The 18266-nt window shown below is 42.5% G+C and carries 19 protein-coding genes; 5 read left to right on the forward strand and 14 right to left on the reverse strand.

Going from position 1 to position 18266, the window contains the following annotated elements:
- The first annotated feature begins 119 nt into the window (after nt 1–119).
- Complete coding sequence (locus F597_RS22075; RefSeq protein WP_076930343.1) at nt 120–287, forward strand: DUF362 domain-containing protein; 168 nt, start codon at nt 120–122, stop codon at nt 285–287.
- Between the two features lie 150 nt (nt 288–437).
- Here F597_RS22075 and gap read toward each other — a convergent pair whose 3' ends face one another.
- From gap to F597_RS0114335, 6 genes are all read right to left on the reverse strand, one after another.
- Entirely contained in the window at nt 438–1442 is a 1005-nt protein-coding gene (gene gap, locus F597_RS0114305) for a type I glyceraldehyde-3-phosphate dehydrogenase (RefSeq protein ID WP_019540442.1), read from the reverse strand.
- A 307-nt stretch (nt 1443–1749) separates the two neighbouring features.
- Nucleotides 1750–2760, reverse strand: a complete 1011-nt coding sequence (locus tag F597_RS0114315) for an NAD-dependent epimerase/dehydratase family protein (RefSeq protein ID WP_026327488.1) — start codon at nt 2758–2760, stop codon at nt 1750–1752.
- A 10-nt stretch (nt 2761–2770) separates the two neighbouring features.
- A complete protein-coding gene (locus F597_RS0114320) occupies nt 2771–4321 on the reverse strand; it encodes an ArnT family glycosyltransferase (RefSeq protein WP_019540445.1) in 1551 nt (516 codons plus the stop codon).
- Nucleotides 4322–4477: 156 nt separating this feature from the next.
- Nucleotides 4478–5119: a lipid-A-disaccharide synthase N-terminal domain-containing protein gene (locus F597_RS0114325; protein ID WP_019540446.1), complete on the reverse strand. Its 642-nt coding sequence runs from the start codon at nt 5117–5119 to the stop codon at nt 4478–4480.
- Between the two features lie 3 nt (nt 5120–5122).
- Complete coding sequence (locus F597_RS0114330; protein ID WP_026327489.1) at nt 5123–5860, reverse strand: glycosyltransferase; 738 nt, start codon at nt 5858–5860, stop codon at nt 5123–5125.
- A gap of 110 nt (nt 5861–5970) precedes the next feature.
- Nucleotides 5971–7071: an MBL fold metallo-hydrolase gene (locus F597_RS0114335; RefSeq protein ID WP_019540448.1), complete on the reverse strand. Its 1101-nt coding sequence runs from the start codon at nt 7069–7071 to the stop codon at nt 5971–5973.
- A 300-nt stretch (nt 7072–7371) separates the two neighbouring features.
- On the opposite strand from F597_RS0114335, the gene F597_RS21725 reads away from it, so the two are divergent.
- Nucleotides 7372–7734: an rRNA adenine N-6-methyltransferase family protein gene (locus F597_RS21725; protein WP_157279155.1), complete on the forward strand. Its 363-nt coding sequence runs from the start codon at nt 7372–7374 to the stop codon at nt 7732–7734.
- Between the two features lie 61 nt (nt 7735–7795).
- Here the strand turns inward: F597_RS21725 and F597_RS0114345 are convergent, their stop codons facing one another.
- The 8 genes from F597_RS0114345 to F597_RS0114380 form a co-directional block, all read right to left on the reverse strand.
- Nucleotides 7796–8740, reverse strand: coding sequence for an aldo/keto reductase (locus F597_RS0114345; RefSeq protein WP_019540450.1), 945 nt, complete (start codon nt 8738–8740; stop codon nt 7796–7798).
- Between the two features lie 98 nt (nt 8741–8838).
- Complete coding sequence (locus tag F597_RS0114350; protein WP_044060353.1) at nt 8839–9582, reverse strand: dienelactone hydrolase family protein; 744 nt, start codon at nt 9580–9582, stop codon at nt 8839–8841.
- A gap of 186 nt (nt 9583–9768) precedes the next feature.
- Entirely contained in the window at nt 9769–10176 is a 408-nt protein-coding gene (locus F597_RS0114355; RefSeq protein WP_019540452.1) for a DUF6157 family protein, read from the reverse strand.
- Nucleotides 10177–10289: 113 nt separating this feature from the next.
- Nucleotides 10290–10997 (reverse strand): DUF3307 domain-containing protein, encoded by a 708-nt coding sequence (locus tag F597_RS0114360; RefSeq protein WP_019540453.1) that lies wholly within the window; start codon nt 10995–10997, stop codon nt 10290–10292.
- Nucleotides 10994–11638, reverse strand: a complete 645-nt coding sequence (locus F597_RS0114365; RefSeq protein WP_019540454.1) for a hypothetical protein — start codon at nt 11636–11638, stop codon at nt 10994–10996. The genes F597_RS0114360 and F597_RS0114365 overlap by 4 nt, the downstream gene beginning before the upstream one ends.
- A gap of 236 nt (nt 11639–11874) precedes the next feature.
- On the reverse strand, nt 11875–12333 hold the full coding sequence (locus tag F597_RS0114370; protein WP_019540455.1) for a methylglyoxal synthase: 459 nt from the start codon (nt 12331–12333) through the stop codon (nt 11875–11877).
- Between the two features lie 97 nt (nt 12334–12430).
- Nucleotides 12431–14182 carry a phospho-sugar mutase gene (locus F597_RS0114375; RefSeq protein ID WP_019540456.1) on the reverse strand — a complete coding sequence of 584 codons (1752 nt, stop codon included), beginning with the start codon at nt 14180–14182 and terminating at the stop codon, nt 12431–12433.
- A 23-nt stretch (nt 14183–14205) separates the two neighbouring features.
- Nucleotides 14206–15843, reverse strand: a complete 1638-nt coding sequence (locus F597_RS0114380; RefSeq protein WP_019540457.1) for a C69 family dipeptidase — start codon at nt 15841–15843, stop codon at nt 14206–14208.
- A gap of 322 nt (nt 15844–16165) precedes the next feature.
- Here F597_RS0114380 and F597_RS0114385 point away from each other — a divergent pair, with 322 nt between their 5' ends.
- The 3 genes from F597_RS0114385 to F597_RS0114395 all read left to right on the forward strand — a co-directional run bounded on the left by F597_RS0114385 (nt 16166) and on the right by F597_RS0114395 (nt 18264).
- A complete protein-coding gene (locus F597_RS0114385; RefSeq protein WP_026327490.1) occupies nt 16166–16480 on the forward strand; it encodes an FtsB family cell division protein in 315 nt (104 codons plus the stop codon).
- Between the two features lie 208 nt (nt 16481–16688).
- A complete protein-coding gene (locus F597_RS0114390) occupies nt 16689–16922 on the forward strand; it encodes a hypothetical protein (protein ID WP_169337986.1) in 234 nt (77 codons plus the stop codon).
- 31 nt (nt 16923–16953) lie between these two features.
- The gene (locus tag F597_RS0114395) at nt 16954–18264 is read left to right on the forward strand and encodes a sigma-54-dependent transcriptional regulator (RefSeq protein WP_019540460.1); all 1311 of its coding nucleotides are present in this window, start codon (nt 16954–16956) and stop codon (nt 18262–18264) included.
- Nucleotides 18265–18266 lie beyond the last annotated feature (2 nt).

Genomic DNA, 18266 nt, shown 5'->3' on the forward strand with positions numbered 1-18266 from the left:
GAAATTTATACAGATTCTAAATAACGGGCAATATTTTACACCTCTTTTGTATTAGAAAAAAACTGATTATCTTTGCATCAATATAAACTAATTACAATAACTAATTTTTTACTATTATTATGGCTTACGTAATTGACGATAGTTGCATTGCCTGTGGAACATGTATCGACGAATGTCCTGTTGAGGCTATATCGGAAGGTGATATTTATGTAATTGACCCGGATGTATGTACCGACTGCGGTTCTTGTGCAGAAGTATGTCCCACAGAATCAATTCATCCGGAATAAATATAACACCGGGTATATTTGATAAAAAGAGTCGAACAGGTGTTGTCCGGCTTTTTTTGTGCCTTAAAGCATGGGTGCCGGGAAGAGCAAAACAACCACAAAAAAACGCCCCCGTTTGGAGGCGTTTTCTATAATTGTTATAACGGTGTATTATCCGTTTACTTTTGCCATGTGAGCGATCAGTTCCAGTACTTTGCTGGAATATCCCCATTCATTGTCATACCAGCTTACCACTTTCACGAAAGTCGGGCTGAGTTGGATACCGGCTTTTGCATCGAAAATGGAAGTACGTGCATCGCCGATGAAGTCGCTCGATACCACATCCTCGTCGGTATAACCCAAAATACCTTTCAATTCACCTTCCGAAGCTTCTTTCATTGCGTTGCATACTTCTTCGTAAGTGGTTTCTTTTTTCAGGCGGGCAGTCAGGTCCACAACCGAAACGTTCAGGGTGGGAACACGGAATGCCATACCGGTGAGCTTTCCGTTCAGTTCGGGAATTACTTTCCCTACTGCTTTGGCAGCTCCTGTAGAAGACGGGATGATGTTGCCCGATGCCGCGCGTCCGCCTCTCCAGTCTTTTGCTGAAGGTCCGTCCACTGTTTTCTGGGTAGCGGTGGTAGCGTGTACGGTGGTCATCAACGCTTCTTCGATACCGAATTTATCATTCAAAACTTTAGCTATGGGCGCCAGACAGTTTGTGGTACAGGATGCGTTCGATACGAACTGCTCGCCTTTGGTATACGTATTTTCATTTACGCCGGTAACATACATGCGGGTATCGTCTTTAGAAGGAGCAGACATCACTACATATTTTGCACCAGCGTCAATGTGGCCCTGGGCTTTGTCCTTAGAAAGGAACAAACCGGTAGATTCAACTACATATTCTGCACCTACGGCATCCCATTTCAGGTCGGCCGGGTTTCTTTCAGCAGATACGCGGATGGTATTTCCGTTTACTACCAGGTTACCGTCTTTCACATCGATCGATCCGGTGAACTGACCGTGGATCGTGTCATATTTTAACATATAAGCGATGTAATCCACATCGAGCAAGTCATTGATACCCACAATCTGGATATCATTTCTGTTTTGTGCGGCACGGAAAACCAAACGTCCGATGCGGCCAAATCCGTTAATACCTACTTTAATCATAACTTAATTGAATTTTATTTGTTAAAAGAGTTTTTATTAATCGTTGTTATTGTTTCCTATTATGGCCTTATTACGGTTGTTATACCCTTTTTCAGCCCGTTCAACCAGATGAAGAACGTCCCTAAAACCCATCTTTTTAACAGGCTTACAAAAATAGCATATTTTTTCGGTTTGATAAAATTATTTGGGACAAAAAACTGAAAATTGGCACTATCCGAAAATCGGGCAAGGCCAAAGATCTGTCACTTTGGAGAAATATTTCTTGCAGAGCTTGTTTTCTCCGGGATTGTATTCCTTAAACAGATATTTACCCGTGACGATACTCCTTAAACCAGTCGTAGAAATTCCTGATACCGGTCTCAACCGATGTACGGGGTTTGTATCCAAACTTCTGTTCAAGTAATGATGTATCGGCATAAGTAGATACTACATCTCCGGGTTGCATATCTGCCATCTCCTTGACAGCTTTCTTTCCGGTGGTTTTTTCGATAATACGGATGAAATCCATCAGTTGTACGGGCGAAGCACAGCCCATGTTATATACTACATTGGGAACCTTGGCTTGCGGAGGAGCAGGCATAATTTTGAGCACCCCTTCCACAATATCGTCGATATAGGTGAAATCACGCTGCATTTCCCCGTTGTTGAAAACCTTGATAGGCCTTCCTTCCGTAATGGCCGATATAAACAACCATGGTGCCATGTCGGGACGTCCCCAGGGGCCATAGACCGTAAAAAAACGGATACCGGTTGCAGCTATTCCATAAAGTTTGCTGTAGGAATATGCCAACAGTTCATTTGCTTTTTTAGTAGCCGCATAAAGACTTACGGGATGATCGGTTTGGGCTGATTCCTTGTAAGGAGAGGGAGTGTCGTCTCCGTAGACGCTGCTGGAACTGGCATAAAGGAAATGCCGGACAGGATAGGAACGGCATGCCTCCAGCAGGTGGGTAAAACCCACTATATTGGAATTGATGTATGAAAGAGGATTTTCAAGGGAGTACCTGACCCCGGCCTGTGCAGCAAAATGGAGGACATGTGTGAATTGTTCTTCACGAAAGAGAGTGAGAAGTCCTTTGGCATCAGTCAGGTCAAGCCGGATAAAACGGTAGGTCGGGTATTTATCGCTCTGTACCCATTCTCCCTCTTTTATTTTCTCCTGTGGTATGCCTGTTTCGGCCAGACGGGCATATTTTAGTTGTATATCATAATAAGCGTTGATGTTGTCGAGACCGGCCACATCATATCCCTGCCGGACTAATTCGCGTACGACGTGAAAACCAATAAATCCGGCGGTGCCGGTAACCAATATCTTCATCTTTATCAGATTATAAAACAACAATGAGGTAAGGGCCGGTTTTGTGTTGCTCTTTGCCTGATATAACAGATTGAATCTGACTGTTATTCAATACTGCTTTTTCGGGTAACAGTAACAGTTGGCCGGATAATGTATCGTTCAGTATATCTTCTTCGGAAGCAACTATGACTTCTTTTCCAAGAAAAACATCCATACTTCCGGGCCGTGAAATCTTATATACATAATATTCGGAAATGCCTTTCTCTTCCGCAATCCGAATCGCTTCCCTGCATAATGTGTTCCATCCCATATAAGGATTCAACTGAGGCAAGGCTAATCCGGCGATAAAGATAGTCAATAAAAGGGTGAAAGTCATCACGCGGATAGACTTACGGAGTGCTTTTTCCCGGAATAGCAGATATAAGACCGTGATTCCGCCGAGTGATATAACAGCTGCCGCTGCATAGACCAATGGTACGGCGATATAAGAGATTTCGTTGATTCCTTTTATATAAAAAACAGCCGGCAGCACTACTGCGAAAACGACGGCAGGTACTGCCACCGAAAGCCGTAACCAGATGTTTTTCTCATCGAATTTATCGAGTAGCATGGCCGGGAGATAGATCAGAAACGGTATGGCGGGAAGTAGATAGACTGCCAACTTGGAACTGATCAGGGATAGCATGACGAAAGTCGTCAGGATAATAGTAAGAAAAAACTTTTCGGTCTCGGTTTGGATTTTTTTGCGAACCACTCCGGCAATGATAAGCCCCACGCATAAAAACATCCAGGGGGCCAGCAAGTACCAGATAGCAATAGCATAGTAATAGAACGGAGATTTATGGTGAAAAGCATTCACTCCTCTTCCCACTGTTTGATGTACTAACAGGTTATTGAGATAGGCATCTCCTCCTTCCATATAAACACCGGTAAACCAGATACCACATCCCAGCAGTAGAACCAGCCAGCTTTTCCAACCCCAGTATTGTTGCCATGTACGGATTTTACCCCGATAGAGAAGAAATATAAGGGTGGAGAGCAACGGAACCAATATGCCGACGGGGCCTTTTGAGAAAAGAGCCAGAAAGACATAGAGCGGAAACAGGTAAGCATCCCGTTTCTTTCCCTCTCCCCGGTATATCTTAAAAAAAGTGTAGAGTGAAAGGGTGATAAACATCACCATCAGCATATCCATACGAATAGTAATGGTAAGAGCCAGAAAGAAACCGCCGGTCATCAGCATCAGCAAACCATCGGGTTGGTAGGCAAAAGATTTTTCTTTTCTCATCCATTTCTCCATTACCATCAACACTACCAATGCGGGCAAAAACGATAAAAGCGACAGAAACCACATTTGGTGGCTGCCGAGCAATGTTTTCCCTGCCATCATCAGCCAGAAGCTGAGAGGCGGCTTATCTGCATAGATTTCACCATCCAGCGTGAAAGTAAAAAAGTTGCCGTTACGCAAAGCTTCATCAATAATGCTCAGGTAACGTAACTCATTGTTGGGGGTATAGTCCCGTAAAACCATAACCGGGAGCAGCGCTATAAACCAAAAGAGATAGAGATACTTAGTTTTCATCCGAATTACTAATTAACTAATTTCCAATTACTAATTACTAATTACCAATTATCGTGCGAAGCACATATCGCCGAGGACACTTTAACTACACTTCCGACTTCTTTTCTTCTAACATCATTCACATTGACCCTACACGCCCCGAATTGGCGGGATTATTCATATTGGCACACTAGTTTTAGTCTGTAAGCCGATCATGATGTTACGCACATAAGCCACAAAACCTACCGATTGTCCCAGTATGAGGACGGGGTCGTGGCGAATGATCCCGTAAGCGACGATAATACCTGATCCCAACAGGCTGATAATCCAGAAACCGATTGGCAGTACCGACCGATGAAGATGGGCAGAATAGACCCATTGGTAGATGAAACGGAATGTAAAGAGCACCTGACCGGCTGAACCGAAGATCAGTAACCAGATAGGTATATCCTTCTGCCGGAAAAAGAGGGTGGTAAAAGCATTCATGTCGCGCATCAGTAATGCAACCGCTATCACCGGTGTTAATAAGAGAATGGCTTTCAGTCCGACATGTATTCGTTTCCAGATTCCCTGCATATTGAGGTTCCAGAGATAGATATAATATGCAATGAATTGCCCGAATATAATGGCAAAATCGTTTCTGAGTACCCCGTAAATAAAAAGCAGGTAGGAACCGAAAATGCTCAGGATCCAGAATATAGGGGGCGAGATTATTTTCTTTGCTTTCTCGGTTACAATCCACTGGCAAAGTATTCGTGCCGAGAAGAAGATCTGGGCTAAAAAGCCAATTCCGTAAATCCAGATGGTTGTTCCCTGCATAGATCAATCTAAATTGGTTCCACTGATCTGGTAATTGATATAGCGTTTTTTCATCCACCGGTAAGCAAAACAGTCGATAAAAGGACCGGTAAGCCGGTTCCACAGATGATATTTCGATTTTCCCGCTATACGGGGATAGTGACGTACCGGGATTTGTTGTATCCTACCGTTTTGCAACAGAATGAGTGCCGGAAGGAACCGGTGCATTCCGTTGAACATTGGTACACGTTTGGCGTACCCGGTATGCAACACTTTTAGCGGACAGCCGGTATCAGATACGCCGTCACCGGTCATCATCCGCCGGTATCCGTTGGCTATTTTTGATTGCAGGTTCTTGAAGAACGAGTCTTTGCGGTTAGCACGTATACCTGTTACCAGTTCATATTCGGCCAGATGGGGGAGTAGCAGGTTGAAATCATCGGCATCAGTCTGCATGTCGGCATCCATATAGCCTACGAATTCCGAAAAACAGTAATCGAATCCGGCTTTTAAAGCAGCACTCAATCCACCATTCTTTTTCATGTCAAGATAGAAAAAATGGGGGTTCCGTTCGCAGATATTATGTATTTTTTCCCGGCTGCTGTCGGTCGAACCGTCGTTGACAAACAGTACACAAGCAGGATAGAGTGACTGAGGTAAGAAGTTTTGTAGTTTTGCTTCTAACCGACTGATGTTCTCTGCTTCATTGTAAATCGGGACAATAATGGTAAAAGTGTATTGACTTGTTTTGTTTCTTTCCATTTCTGCATCGATGATCAACTTGAAAAGAAGGCAACATTTCAACTGATGGGTTTGGCATCAAATGGAGCTGATTGTCTTCGGCGACAAAAGTAGTTAATATTATTCAGATTTCAATTAATCCCCTCCCACCATTTACTGAAAACCTGTGTAGTGTCGTTCAGATAGACAACTTCGCCGATCCTGGGAGTTACCAGTGGTATCTGATCTCCTTGCTCATTCATTTCGGTTATGGTTTTTAACGGCTCGTCCCAGGGATGGTGAGCTAATTTGAATTTAGAAGAATGGACGGGAAACAAGCGTTTTGCTTTTAGGTCTTTTGCTGCCTGTAACCCCTCCTCGGGCAGTAGATGGATGGCTCGCCACGCCTGATTATACTGGCCGTTCTCCAGAATCGCCAGATCAAATCCACCGAATTTTTCTCCGATTTCAGCAAAATGGGTGTCATATCCGCCGTCGCCCCCGAGATATAATTTTAACTCTTTGGTTTGTAGAATAAATGCCAGCCAAAGAGTGTTGTTCCTTGAAAAACTCCTGCCTGAAAAATGGCGTGCCGGTGCAGTATTCAGGGTGATATTATTGGAAATAAACATACTTTCGTTCCAATCTTTCTCGGTAATTTTTCCAGGGTCGAATTTCCAGTACTCTAAATGTGCTCCTACACCCAGACCGCAGACAATGTGCCCGATCTTTGGTTTCAATTTCATTATTGTCGGATAATCAAGGTGGTCGTAATGATCATGAGTGATAAGCAGATAATCAATTTCAGGCATATCATCGGCTGAATATACATCTGTTCCATTGAATGATTTATTGGAATTAGGTACCGGCGAAGCGTTGCCGCTAAAAACCGGATCGATCAGAAACCGCTTTCCGTTGAGTTGGATAAAATAAGAGGAATGGCCGAACCATACCAGCACATTTTCATGGATGGGCAGATTTTTCAAATCTGTCTTCAGAAACGGGATCTCGTCAACGGGTCTTGTACGTGGAACTTTCTTAAAAAGGAAATTGAAAAAGATTTTCGCAGGCGATTGATCTCCGCTGAAATTGGGTGTATGACGGATATTCCGGAATTGTCCATCTTTGTAATTCGGGGATTGTTGTAGTTGCTCGAGTCGTTCCCCGCTTGGAGCTTTGCCGAACTTCGGTTGCCGGATATAGAAAAATATCGTAATGCCCAACAGCAATACAATGCTTACAAGGATTATCATTATTCGTTTTATCAATTTCATGTAGTAAAGTCGCTATCTACCATCAAAGGTATCAGTTTTTAAAGAAAAATCGTGTACTTTTGTAACAATAAATATATACATTATGTATTTCTGCAGACCGTGGACTGCTATCTAAGTGATAGACGGTCCCTTGATTATTTTATTTGTTTTCTCCTTTTTTAAAAGAAGAATACTATTTGTTTTGCATTGTTTTCTTTTTTGAGCTAAGGCAATGCAGTCTTGTTATTTCTGCAGGATAATACTGTCTGTCACTTTTCTGTGATCTCTCTTCAGTGCTACGTGCTGTTTTACCATACGTTTTATGATTTAGAATTAATCTATACTGTCCCTCCGGCTAGTTTTATGCCACCTCCAACAGTTCAGTCGGCACTGGTGAAGATAAGTAAAAAACAATCCCCAAGGATAAATATTGAAATGAAAGAGAAATACTTTGATTTCCTTTGCTTCATATTAAAATATCCTGATTTATCGGTACGTACTGCCTTAAAGAAAATATTCCGAAAGCGACAAATAAGAGAATTCTCACACAAATATGGTTTGAAGCTGGATGATGTAGTTACCCTACTTCTCCCCGAACAATCATCAGACTGTTTTATAGAGATGTTAAGAGTCGTTCCCGATAAATTCCATCCTGAAAATTGATCTTTATAGTCTCAGAAAGATCTTTCAGACTGGGAATTGAATAGGCGAAATACTGAACTGTTTATTTACTCGCTTTATCAAGTAAATCCAGGTCTTCTTTATCCAGATTCAGTTTGGTTGCCACAAATAAAGTTTCCAGTTGGTTTTGGTTTGTCGCGCTTGCGATAGGTGCACCTATATGCGGTTGTGCCAGGAGCCATGCCAACGCGACTGCCGCCTGTGATGTACCGTGTTTGGCAGACACTTTATCCAAAGCATCTAAAATGGCAAAACCTTTCTCATTCAGGTATTTTTTTGCTCCCGCTCCCCTTACACTCTTATTGAAATCGGCTTCGGAGCGGTATTTTCCCGTAAGGAAACCCGCAGCCAAAGACCAGTAAGGGAACACACTTAAATTATATTTTTCCACCAGAGGTAAATAGTCATTCTCATATTTTACTCTTTCTATTAGATTGTAATGCGGTTGCAGAGCGACATATTTGGGGAAGTTGTTCTTTTCCGCCGCTTCAAAAGAGGCTGTCAATCTTTTGGGTGACACATTGGATGTGGCTATGTAGCGAACTTTTCCGGCCTTTATGATTTCGTCGTAAGCAGACAATGTTTCTTCGACAGGCGTCTTTTCATCATCGAAGTGGGTATAATAGAGATCGATATAATCGGTCTGAAGCCGTTGCAATGACTCATCTACAGATTGCAGGATATGCTTCCTGCTGATATCAAAAGTGTGCTCTTTGGTTTCAGAACCGACTTTGGTAGCTACTACCAAATCCTGCCGATTCCCTCTTGATTTCATCCATTTTCCGATAATGGTTTCCGATAATCCCCCTGTGCCGTTTACCCACCAGGGGTAAGTATCAGCGGTATCGATGAAATTTCCACCTTTTTCAATGAATTTGTCCAGAATTTCAAAGGATCTGGTTTCATCCAGTGTCCATCCGAATACATTTCCACCCAGATTGATGCGGGTTATCTTCAAATCTGTATTGTTGATCTTTACTTTGCTCATAATTTTTCTTTTTCAACGGGATATAGAGATATACCCCGCCAATTCGTTTTTTGTCAGGATACTTTTATTTTGTGTTTAGAAATTCGCAAAAATGTTTGTTATTTTAATATCTCTTCGAGAAACATCAATGTATGTTTCCAGGCTCTTTGGGCCATAACTTCGTTGTATTCGTGCGATTCGGGATTGGTGAAGGTGTGTCCGCTATTAGCGTATATAATGATCTGCCAGTCGGCATTGCCATCCCGCAGTTCCTTCACCAGACTGTCATAATCTTCCTGGGATACACTCTGGTCTTCTGCCGGATGTTCCACTAATACTTTTGTTTCTATGGGTGCATTCGGTCTGCTTTTGTCTTTACCTAATCCTCCGTGTATAGAGACTACTCCCTGTACGTCAAATCCCGCACGTGCCGCTTCCAGGGCTCCTGTCCCACCGAAACAATAACCGATGACGGCTATCTTGTCAGGCAAAGCACCTTGCTCTTCCAGTTGTTCTAACGCCAAAGCGATCCGATGCTGATACGCTTTATAGTCGCTTTTGTAAGACCCGGATAATTTCGCGGCGGAAGCATTGTCTTCCGGGATATTCCCTTTGCCGTAAATATCTGCAATAAAGGCAATATAACCCTCTTTTTCCAATTCTAAAGCAGCCGTTCTGGCTTCATTGTCAACACCTTTCCATGCTGGCAGGATTAATACGCCGGGTAATTGTCGCCCTGCATTGGCAGTGACTAACCCATTCAATTCCTGTGTCCCGTCCATATAGGAGACCGTTTTCAGGGACTGGGCCGGACTCATTTGTACGATGGCCATCAGTGATACTATTACAATTAGTTTATTCATATGACTAAAATATTTATTTTTTATTATGGTGTATGGAACTTTTTCATTAAGCAATGAGTCGATTACTTCGTAATTGACTCCGTCTTACTTCGTAATTGACTATGTCTTACTTCGTAATTGACTCCGTATTACTTCGTAATTGACTCCGTATTACTTCGTAATTGACTCCGTCGATTGCAAGGCAATTCATGCTCGTTTCATCGCTTTTATCTTCTTTACAGTAGTATCGGCTAAAAGCTGTTGATACTCTTTGGTTTCCATTCCGAAGAGGGCGATCTTTCCTTCGCCGTTACTATGGATTCCAAAGCCGTAATTCTTTGTCAACGGTGAAGTGCGCATGCAGGGTTGTCCTTTTGAGAAGAACTGTTCTCTTGCCTCGGGATATTCATCCTGGGGGATATTATTCCTTTCTGCATATACCAGAAACAATACATCGTCGGAACTGTATTTGTATGGATTACCATCCAGCAGTTCGTATTGCATTTCTGCGACGGTCTTTTTATCTTTTGCAGGCGGTATTGTTCCGCAGTTTACTTTTGTATCTTCCGCCATTTCAATCAATGTATTGAAATAATTTGTCGTATGAGTCTTCATATCTGTGCCCTGTTACAATCATCTTTTATTAAAACAAAAAAAGGGATTGAATGTTTCATCCCTTTTATATAAATGTCCGTTAGCCTCTGCGAGCAGGAGTTATTGATATAATCTCATTGTAATTCAAGTACAAGCATTGCTGTAGCTACGGCTATACCAAAACTGAGTAAGGTTCCGATTAAAATATATTCTGTTAATTTTCTGTCTTTTGATTCCCTTAAGTCCCCAAAACGGAAAACCGATTTTGCAGCCAGTAAAAATCCGATAGCTCCCCAATTACCGGTTAATATAAATGTAAAGACAAATAATCGCTCTAATATACCGATATATTTGCCTGCACTGGCCAGGGATGCGTCGTTATTGTCGTTCAACGATTTTGACCAGTTGGACATGAGAACCTGTATGATTATACTGCTTACGACCGTTAAAAAAAGTATCGCTGTGATGTAAATCCATACATTTACATTATCGAACCATTCATGAAAATTGAAACTTAATCCGCTCCAAATATACCATAATACCAGGATGGTGATGATATGCAACCCCTGGTCTATCAAAAACCACTTGGGTTTGTTGTCTTCTTTTTGGGCATATAGTTTTACCATATCAATTATCCCGTGTGCAAACATCAGTACCAATGCCAAAAGCCAATAGTTCCAATCCCAAAGCATCAACAGATATAATATGCCGTGCAGTAAAATATGCAGATAGAATTGAGGAGATTTGAGCTTCTTAGTCTCTTTCTCTTTAACCCACGATTTGGGTTGCAATAAAAAATCCCCGATAAAGTGAGCCAATATGAGTTTGATGAGAAATATCATGATAGTAGAGTTTTAATCTTTTTTCGATACATCTTTTCCACATCCAATGCTTCCTCCACATTGGCCCGATTCCATCTTCCACTGACGCCGCTTTGTTTTATCCCCAACAATTTCCCAATTTCTTGCTGTGTATATGTATTGTTTTGAAGTACTGCGTGCATCAACTCTGCTGAAGATATAGTCCATTTATCCATAAAAGTGCCGGCTAATTTCAGATATAAATTGATTTCCTCGTCAAAAGGCGACCAGGGGCTTTTTATCCCCATAGTGATCTTTTCCTTTCTAAGGGCATCAAATTTTTCACCGGCGTAGATGAATGCTGATCCGTTACTTTCTGATATTTTTACACCCGTATAGGTCTTTTCTCCTATCCCTATGCTTATTCTCACATCTATGGGACTGATCTTTTTTTGCTCATCCAGTGGTTCTGTTTTTTTTATCAGCGTCTTTATGATAAGGGCTTTTTGGAGTGCTTCTTCCGGGTGATCAATCTCTATCTGAAAAAAATCACCCCACACCAACTCCCATTGCTCGGGAGTCTTTCCCCACGTGGACAGCAGGTTCTTTAATGGTGACAGCCATTTCTCCTGATCTGTCAGTTTCCTTGATGCGATGATATCTCCTTTTATAACTGCTATCATGTTATGGTTGTTATAATTGAATCACAAAGTTAAATATAATATTGCATATTAGCGCAATATTTTTGATTATTGTATATTTAAGCAATAATATGGAGTATCGCGTAAATCCGCGATAATTTGAATTATCGCGGATTTTGTGATGGAAATATACGTTGTCATTTGATGTGTTCTTTTAAAAAATCCCTCATTGGCTATTGTCTGCCGATGAGGGATCAAATCTTTAGTTAATCGTTGTTTCAGAGATTCAACGATTCCCTGTCAAATTTTTCATACCGGGGTGGGGATGGAGTATAGTCATCATCATCCCATAGATTACTGGTGATCATGAGGTCGGCGCTGTACCGGTTACAGGCTATAGGTATATTATGTACCCGGCACTGGCGAAGCAACATCATGATATCTGCTTCGTGAGGTTGCGGATTGAGGTCGTCTATCAGAAAAACGGCCAGATCTATCTCCTTACGAACCACCATAGCGGCAATCTCTGCATCGCCGCCCATCGGCCCTGAATTCATGATGGTGAATTCAGGATAGACTCCTTTTTCGTACAAAGCATCACGTACCAGTGTTCCGGTGGTGCCGGTGCAAACGAGGTGATGCTTCGACAAAAAGTCGGCATTAAAAACCACCCATTCCACCATATCGGCTTTGCGGTGGTCATGCGCCACCAAAGCTATTGTTAGTTTTCGTTTCATATTTAAAAGACTTTTAGAATCAAGAACCAAGACTAAAATAATGTGCTAATTGAATTTCTAATCATCACATCATCAAATCTGTAAATCATCACATCAATTATATCCCCAATTCCTCGCGAATAGCACTGATCTTCCTGTTTGCTGCCTCTTCCGCTTCTTCCAGAGCCTCTCTCGTTTTTGCCGGTCCACCCTTCACTTCAATATAGAATTTGATCTTTGGCTCTGTGCCTGAAGGACGGATAGAGAGTTTTGTACCTTCTTCCGTGAAGAATTGCAGCACGTTGGAGGTGGTTGGCATTTCAAGGGAGATATGTTCGCCGTGAAGATGATCCACAGCCTCCAGTTTTGCAAAATCCTTCACGAGGGTAACCGGAGAGCCGCCCAAAGAAGTCAGGGGGTTCACCCGGAAATTCTTCATCATAGCTTCTATCTCGTCGGCACCTTCCTTACCTTTGCGTACGAGGGAGATACCCACTTCTTTGGAATAGCCGTATTCCAGATAGATATCCTGCAATAATTCGTACATACTCTTCCCGTTGTCACGTGCCCAGGCTGCTATCTCTGCGAACAGGGTGCAGGCCGATACGGAGTCTTTGTCGCGTACGAAGTCGCCGGCTAGAAATCCGTAACTCTCTTCTCCTCCTCCGATATATTTTTTTATTCCCTCATTCTGGCGGATGATCTCTGCGATCCATTTGAAACCGGTATAGCAGTCGAAGAGCTCAATTCCTCTCTTATCGGCAATTTCTTTTACCAGTTCGGTGGTGACGATTGTCTTTACTACATATTCCTTACCCGTAAGTAGTTGCAGTTCATCGCGACGGGTCATCAGGTAATAGAGGCAGATCAGCATCGTCTGGTTACCGTTGACTAAGATGAAATCCCCTTTATTGTCGCGGATAGCCGTACCGATACGGTCTGCGTCGGGATCGGTCGCCATCACCAGATCGGCACCGGTTTCAGTGGCCTTTTTGATAGCCAGATCGAGTGCTGCCGATTCTTCCGGGTTGGGGGATACCACAGTCGGGAAATCTCCGCTTATCACATCCTGTTCAGGTACGGAGATGATATTGGTGAAGCCTACAGCTCTCAAAGCATCAGGCACGAGCGTGCTCCCGGCTCCATGAATCGGAGTATAGACAATCTTCAGGTCGTTATGGCGGGTAATGGCCTCCGGAGAGAGCACCAGCTTTTTTACCTCTTCGATAAACGCTTTGTCCATATCCTTTCCAATAATCTCGATCAGGTCTTTGTTTCCCTCAAAATGGATATCATCTACCGATTTAATACGGTTCACCTCGGCGATGATATTTTTATCGTGCGGGGCAAGCACCTGCGCACCATCGTTCCAATAAGCTTTATAACCGTTGTATTCTTTGGGATTGTGTGAAGCGGTGATCATAATTCCGCTCTGGCATCCCAGCCTTCTGATAGCGAAAGATACTTCAGGGGTAGGACGCAGATTCTCAAAAAGATATACTTTAATGCCGTTTGCACTGAAGATATCAGCTGAGATTTCAGCAAATTTACGGCTGTTATTACGGCAGTCATGCCCGATTACTACCTTGATCTCATCCAGGTCGGCAAATTCTTTTTTGAGGTAATTTGAAAGCCCTTGTGTGGCAGAACCTACCGTATAGATGTTCATTCGGTTACTGCCGGCACCCATGATGCCGCGCAGACCGCCGGTGCCGAATTCAAGATCTTTATAGAATGCATCGATCAGTTTTGTTTTATCGTCGCTGTCGAGCATTTGTTGTACCTCTTCTTTCGTCTCAGCATCGTAATTTCCTTTAATCCAGGATATAGCCTTATCGGTGACCTGGGCTAATAATGTTTCTTCTTCCATGTTAAAACAGTCTTATTTTTTGTTTATTCAATAGGATGTACTTTGTATTTTTCGCCAGTCTGGTCGACTATCTTTCTGTAATATTCGTTCGAATATCCCGGGCGTAAAGGAGAAGCCGGTTCCCCGTATGGGTTGCGCTTAAATTGTCCGTTCTCCTCTCTTTTGATTACACCGTCTACATATTTCACCATAAGATATTCACCCAGTTTTTTCCATTCTGCTACCCCTTCTTTTACAAGGCTGTTAGTGTATTGTGTAAGATACTGAACAGCTTGTGAGGGAGATTGTTCACGGAGCCGTGCCGCTTCCTGTTCCACTTCGGGTTGTGCGGTTCGGAATTGGTTTTCGAGCTTCGATTGCACTTTTTTCATGTCTACGCTCATATCGCTGTAACGGGTGTACACCATATTGGAGACCCAATTGTGAATCCAGAAAGCGGATGTCCATGAGAAAGTGAGCAGGTCTCCATTACCTGCAGTCATTTCGTGAGGTGTTTCTGTGTGGCCACAATAGAACGGATAGTACACCGTTTGTGCCGCATCGTCGATGCCGAACCAAAGGATCCCGCCTATCTCATCAGGCAGCCAGGAACGCATCTGTGCCACGAATGAGAAGGCTGTTTGCTGTGTAGCGATAGGGCGTTCGTTACAATATTCCACGGAATCAACCTCAAAAGAGAGCGGACTCCAACGGTAAGGCGAGTTGAAGGGACCTGCACCTACATCGAAGCGCCAATCGAGTTCGGTTCCTTCATAGTGGTCGCGCATCATCTCCTGAATATCCTGTGCGCTCAACTTTCTGTCGGGTTTGATATAAAGCGGCATGGGATCTGTAGTTTTTCCCTGTGCATAGGTGACGTACTGGGCCATATCCTTGTTCACTTTGTTGAAAAACGACCATACCCGCGCTTCACAGTAGCGGAGTGCACCGAAATCAAGAGGAGCATATGCTTTGGCAAAACTGAAATCGGTATCGTTACCTTCAAAATATCCTTTCTCACGGGCGAACGAGATCACATCCGGAGAGTAGATACAATTGTCGGGATCGTTTAAAGGGAATTGTTGGATACGTGCCTGGTTGGCATGAGCTGATACACAATCGTCAGGGATACGCACAGCCACCCAGACAGCCCCTTTATTGCCGGGGCCTTTACCGATCATCTCCATAACCCACACCTCTTCAGGGTCTGCTATTGAAAACGATTCGCCTGAACTGTAATAGCCATGTTCCTTTACCAGTCCGGTCATCACGCTAATGGCTTCCCGGGCGTTTTTGGCACGCTGTAGCGTAATATAAATAAGGCTTCCGTAATCCATAATGCCTGTAGAATCGGACAGTTCGCTTCGTCCGCCGAAAGTTGTTTCGGCAATGGCCAACTGGTGTTCGTTCATATTACCAATCACATTGTAGGTCTGTAATGCCTGAGGTATTTCGCCCAGATACTTTCCTGTATCCCACTCATATACTTTGAGCATTTCTCCCGGACTATATTGTCTTGCGGGCCAGTGATACAGTTCTCCATACAGTGCGTAGGAATCGGCAGCATAGGAGATCAGTGTAGATCCGTCTGTGGAAGCTTTCTTCCCTACCAGTAAATTTGTACAGGGAAAGGATGCAAGGGTTACGAATAACAACGCAATTGCGGCAATAACTTTTTTCATATGATTAAAACTATTAATTTCACTAAAGTTAGATATTCGCCTGCTATGGCATAGCTCAAGCAAGCTTGACTCTGCCCATTTAGCTTAACACGAATAATTTAAAGGTATCATATGGAACTCGCAATAATCATGTTATGGTGTATGAACAATTCTTTTGCGCGTTTCATACCTTTTTTTAATTTCTTAACTTGAGCGTAAAGGTACTTTATTTTGTTCAATTTCCCCAAAAGGTAGAATGGATATTTTATATTTATTTCCCTGCAATGGTTCGCACAATTGGAAAAAAGAAGCTATTTTTGTAGTGCTTAAAAGTTGTGCAACAATGAATAAATATACAAAGAAATTCGGATCAGGAAGAGTTCTGGGACTTACTGTCTATCAGATTATCATTCTTCTTATGCTGATCGCGATGCTCTTTTTCTTCAGTGACAGTAGTGTTACCAAAAGAATGAAATATGAGGCTCAAATAAAAGACCTTGAATCCCAGATCGAATTTTACCGGCAGCAGACAGAGATAGATACGGAAAAGCTGAATGAACTTCAATCCAATAAAGAAGATCTTGAGAAATTTGCACGAGAAAATTATCTCATGAAAAAGGAAAATGAAGAGATTTTTATCATTAAAGAAAAGAAGTGAGAAGGAATTAAGGTGAAATAATGAAAAAAAAGTAATATATTTGTAAGACCATAATCGGGTTCTGGTTGATATTTTACAAATAATTAGCACATATACAATGCATCGCGTAAAAGATGTTCTATTTCGGATTTCCGGTATCTTGATTTTATTATCAGCGGTATTGTATCTTTTCATACCTGCTGTGGCACCTTGGATAATGGCTTTGTCCGTGGCAGTTTTCTCTGCCATCACTTTTACAAACCCGTATCCGGGAAAAAGTATACGTGGTAAGAGGTTGTTTAATTTTCAGCTGTTTTCATGCATATCGATGATTGTGGCGACCTTTCTGATGTTCAGGGGACGTAATGAATGGGTACTGGCAATGATCATAGGAGCAATATTTCTGCTCTATGCAGCTGTTATGATACCCCGGGAGTTAGAAAAGGAGAAAAATAAACTATAAAATCCCGGTATGTTGCATGTAATATTCTACTATGGATAATGTAAACAGGAATATACTTGTTATTGACGACAATCTGACTGTTTGTCTGATGCTGAAATCCTGGTTAGTAAAAAAAGGGTTCAGCGTGGAAACTGCCACCAATGTTTTGGAGGCAAAGCAGAAGGTAAAGGAACAACCGTTTGATTTGATCCTGAGCGATATAAGGATGCCTGATGCCGACGGCTTCAGTTTTCTTTCCTGGGTAAAGAAATATGATTCGGATATACTTGTGATCATGATGACCGGTTATGCTGACATCGAGTCGGCAGTCGAGTCGATGAAATCGGGTGCAGTAGATTATATTTCCAAGCCGATCGAACCGGAGCAACTTTTCAAGAAGATCGATGAAGCCATTATTCTTCAGGAACGGATGTTGAAACAAAACCGCTTTTCCGATGATTTTATCAAGTTCCCGGGTGAAGAATACGAGCAACTCTACAAACAACTCGACCATATTATAGAAAATAACCAACACCGGTTGATCCTTGGTGACCGGGGGACAGGAAAACTCTCTGTAGTAAAATATATCTACGAAAAAGGCACCCACTTGCCGAAACCATTGGTAATTCTCGATAATGATAAATCTGCCGATATGGTAAGTTCCTACCGTAAATCGTCTAACGGAAGTGATGGTAAGTCACCCCTTATGCAGAAATTTCTTGAAGCAAAAGGGGGGCTGCTGTACATACGGCAAATAGCCTATCTCGATATCAATCAGCAGGATGAATTATTAAACATCCTCACCAGACAAAAAAAAGACGATGATTTTACCCAGGTGATCATGAGTTCGGAGATGCGTAAAGAGGAATTACAGAAGCGCCTTATTCCAAAACTTTATAATCTGGTTATGCAGGATTGTATCGCGTTGCCTACCCTGAAAGGTAAAAAAGAGGTAATTATCTTCCTTGCCAATCATTTTCTCCAGTTTGCCAACTCTACACTCGACAAACAGATAGACACCATTGATCCCATCGTACAGGACCGGCTGGCCGATTATGCTTGGCCGGAAAATATACAGGAATTGAAGAACTGTATCATAAAAGCCGCCTTGCTTACAGACGACACAACCATTCCTGCATCCATTATTCCGGAGTTATTCGGAAACGGAGTAAAAAATAACAACCGCTTGCAACTATTGAACCCAATACAGGGCCTTCGCAAGGAATATTACGAAAAAGAAAAGATCATGGAGGCACTGGAGCTGGCCAAAGGTAATAAAACGATGGCAGCCTCTATACTGAATATCGACAGGAAAACACTTTACAACAAGATTAAGTTATATAACGTCCTTACCAACAACTGAAA

Origin of the sequence: Proteiniphilum acetatigenes DSM 18083, from assembly GCF_000380985.1 — a bacterium.
Taxonomy (GTDB): Bacteria; Bacteroidota; Bacteroidia; order Bacteroidales; family Dysgonomonadaceae; genus Proteiniphilum; species Proteiniphilum acetatigenes.

Bases quoted from the DNA above. Each gene is read 5' to 3' on its own strand.
- F597_RS22075 (WP_076930343.1), top strand. From the start codon at position 120: ATGGCTTACGTAATTGACGATAGTTGCATTGCCTGTGGAACATGTATC.
- gap (WP_019540442.1), bottom strand. From the start codon at position 1,442: ATGATTAAAGTAGGTATTAACGGATTTGGCCGCATCGGACGTTTGGTT.
- F597_RS0114315 (WP_026327488.1), bottom strand. From the start codon at position 2,760: ATGAAGATATTGGTTACCGGCACCGCCGGATTTATTGGTTTTCACGTC.
- F597_RS0114320 (WP_019540445.1), bottom strand. From the start codon at position 4,321: ATGAAAACTAAGTATCTCTATCTCTTTTGGTTTATAGCGCTGCTCCCG.
- F597_RS0114325 (WP_019540446.1), bottom strand. From the start codon at position 5,119: ATGCAGGGAACAACCATCTGGATTTACGGAATTGGCTTTTTAGCCCAG.
- F597_RS0114330 (WP_026327489.1), bottom strand. From the start codon at position 5,860: ATGGAAAGAAACAAAACAAGTCAATACACTTTTACCATTATTGTCCCG.
- F597_RS0114335 (WP_019540448.1), bottom strand. From the start codon at position 7,071: ATGATAATCCTTGTAAGCATTGTATTGCTGTTGGGCATTACGATATTT.
- F597_RS0114345 (WP_019540450.1), bottom strand. From the start codon at position 8,740: ATGAGCAAAGTAAAGATCAACAATACAGATTTGAAGATAACCCGCATC.
- F597_RS0114350 (WP_044060353.1), bottom strand. From the start codon at position 9,582: ATGAATAAACTAATTGTAATAGTATCACTGATGGCCATCGTACAAATG.
- F597_RS0114355 (WP_019540452.1), bottom strand. From the start codon at position 10,176: ATGAAGACTCATACGACAAATTATTTCAATACATTGATTGAAATGGCG.
- F597_RS0114360 (WP_019540453.1), bottom strand. From the start codon at position 10,997: ATGATATTTCTCATCAAACTCATATTGGCTCACTTTATCGGGGATTTT.
- F597_RS0114365 (WP_019540454.1), bottom strand. From the start codon at position 11,638: ATGATAGCAGTTATAAAAGGAGATATCATCGCATCAAGGAAACTGACA.
- F597_RS0114370 (WP_019540455.1), bottom strand. From the start codon at position 12,333: ATGAAACGAAAACTAACAATAGCTTTGGTGGCGCATGACCACCGCAAA.
- F597_RS0114375 (WP_019540456.1), bottom strand. From the start codon at position 14,182: ATGGAAGAAGAAACATTATTAGCCCAGGTCACCGATAAGGCTATATCC.
- F597_RS0114380 (WP_019540457.1), bottom strand. From the start codon at position 15,843: ATGAAAAAAGTTATTGCCGCAATTGCGTTGTTATTCGTAACCCTTGCA.
- F597_RS0114385 (WP_026327490.1), top strand. From the start codon at position 16,166: ATGAATAAATATACAAAGAAATTCGGATCAGGAAGAGTTCTGGGACTT.
- F597_RS0114395 (WP_019540460.1), top strand. From the start codon at position 16,954: ATGGATAATGTAAACAGGAATATACTTGTTATTGACGACAATCTGACT.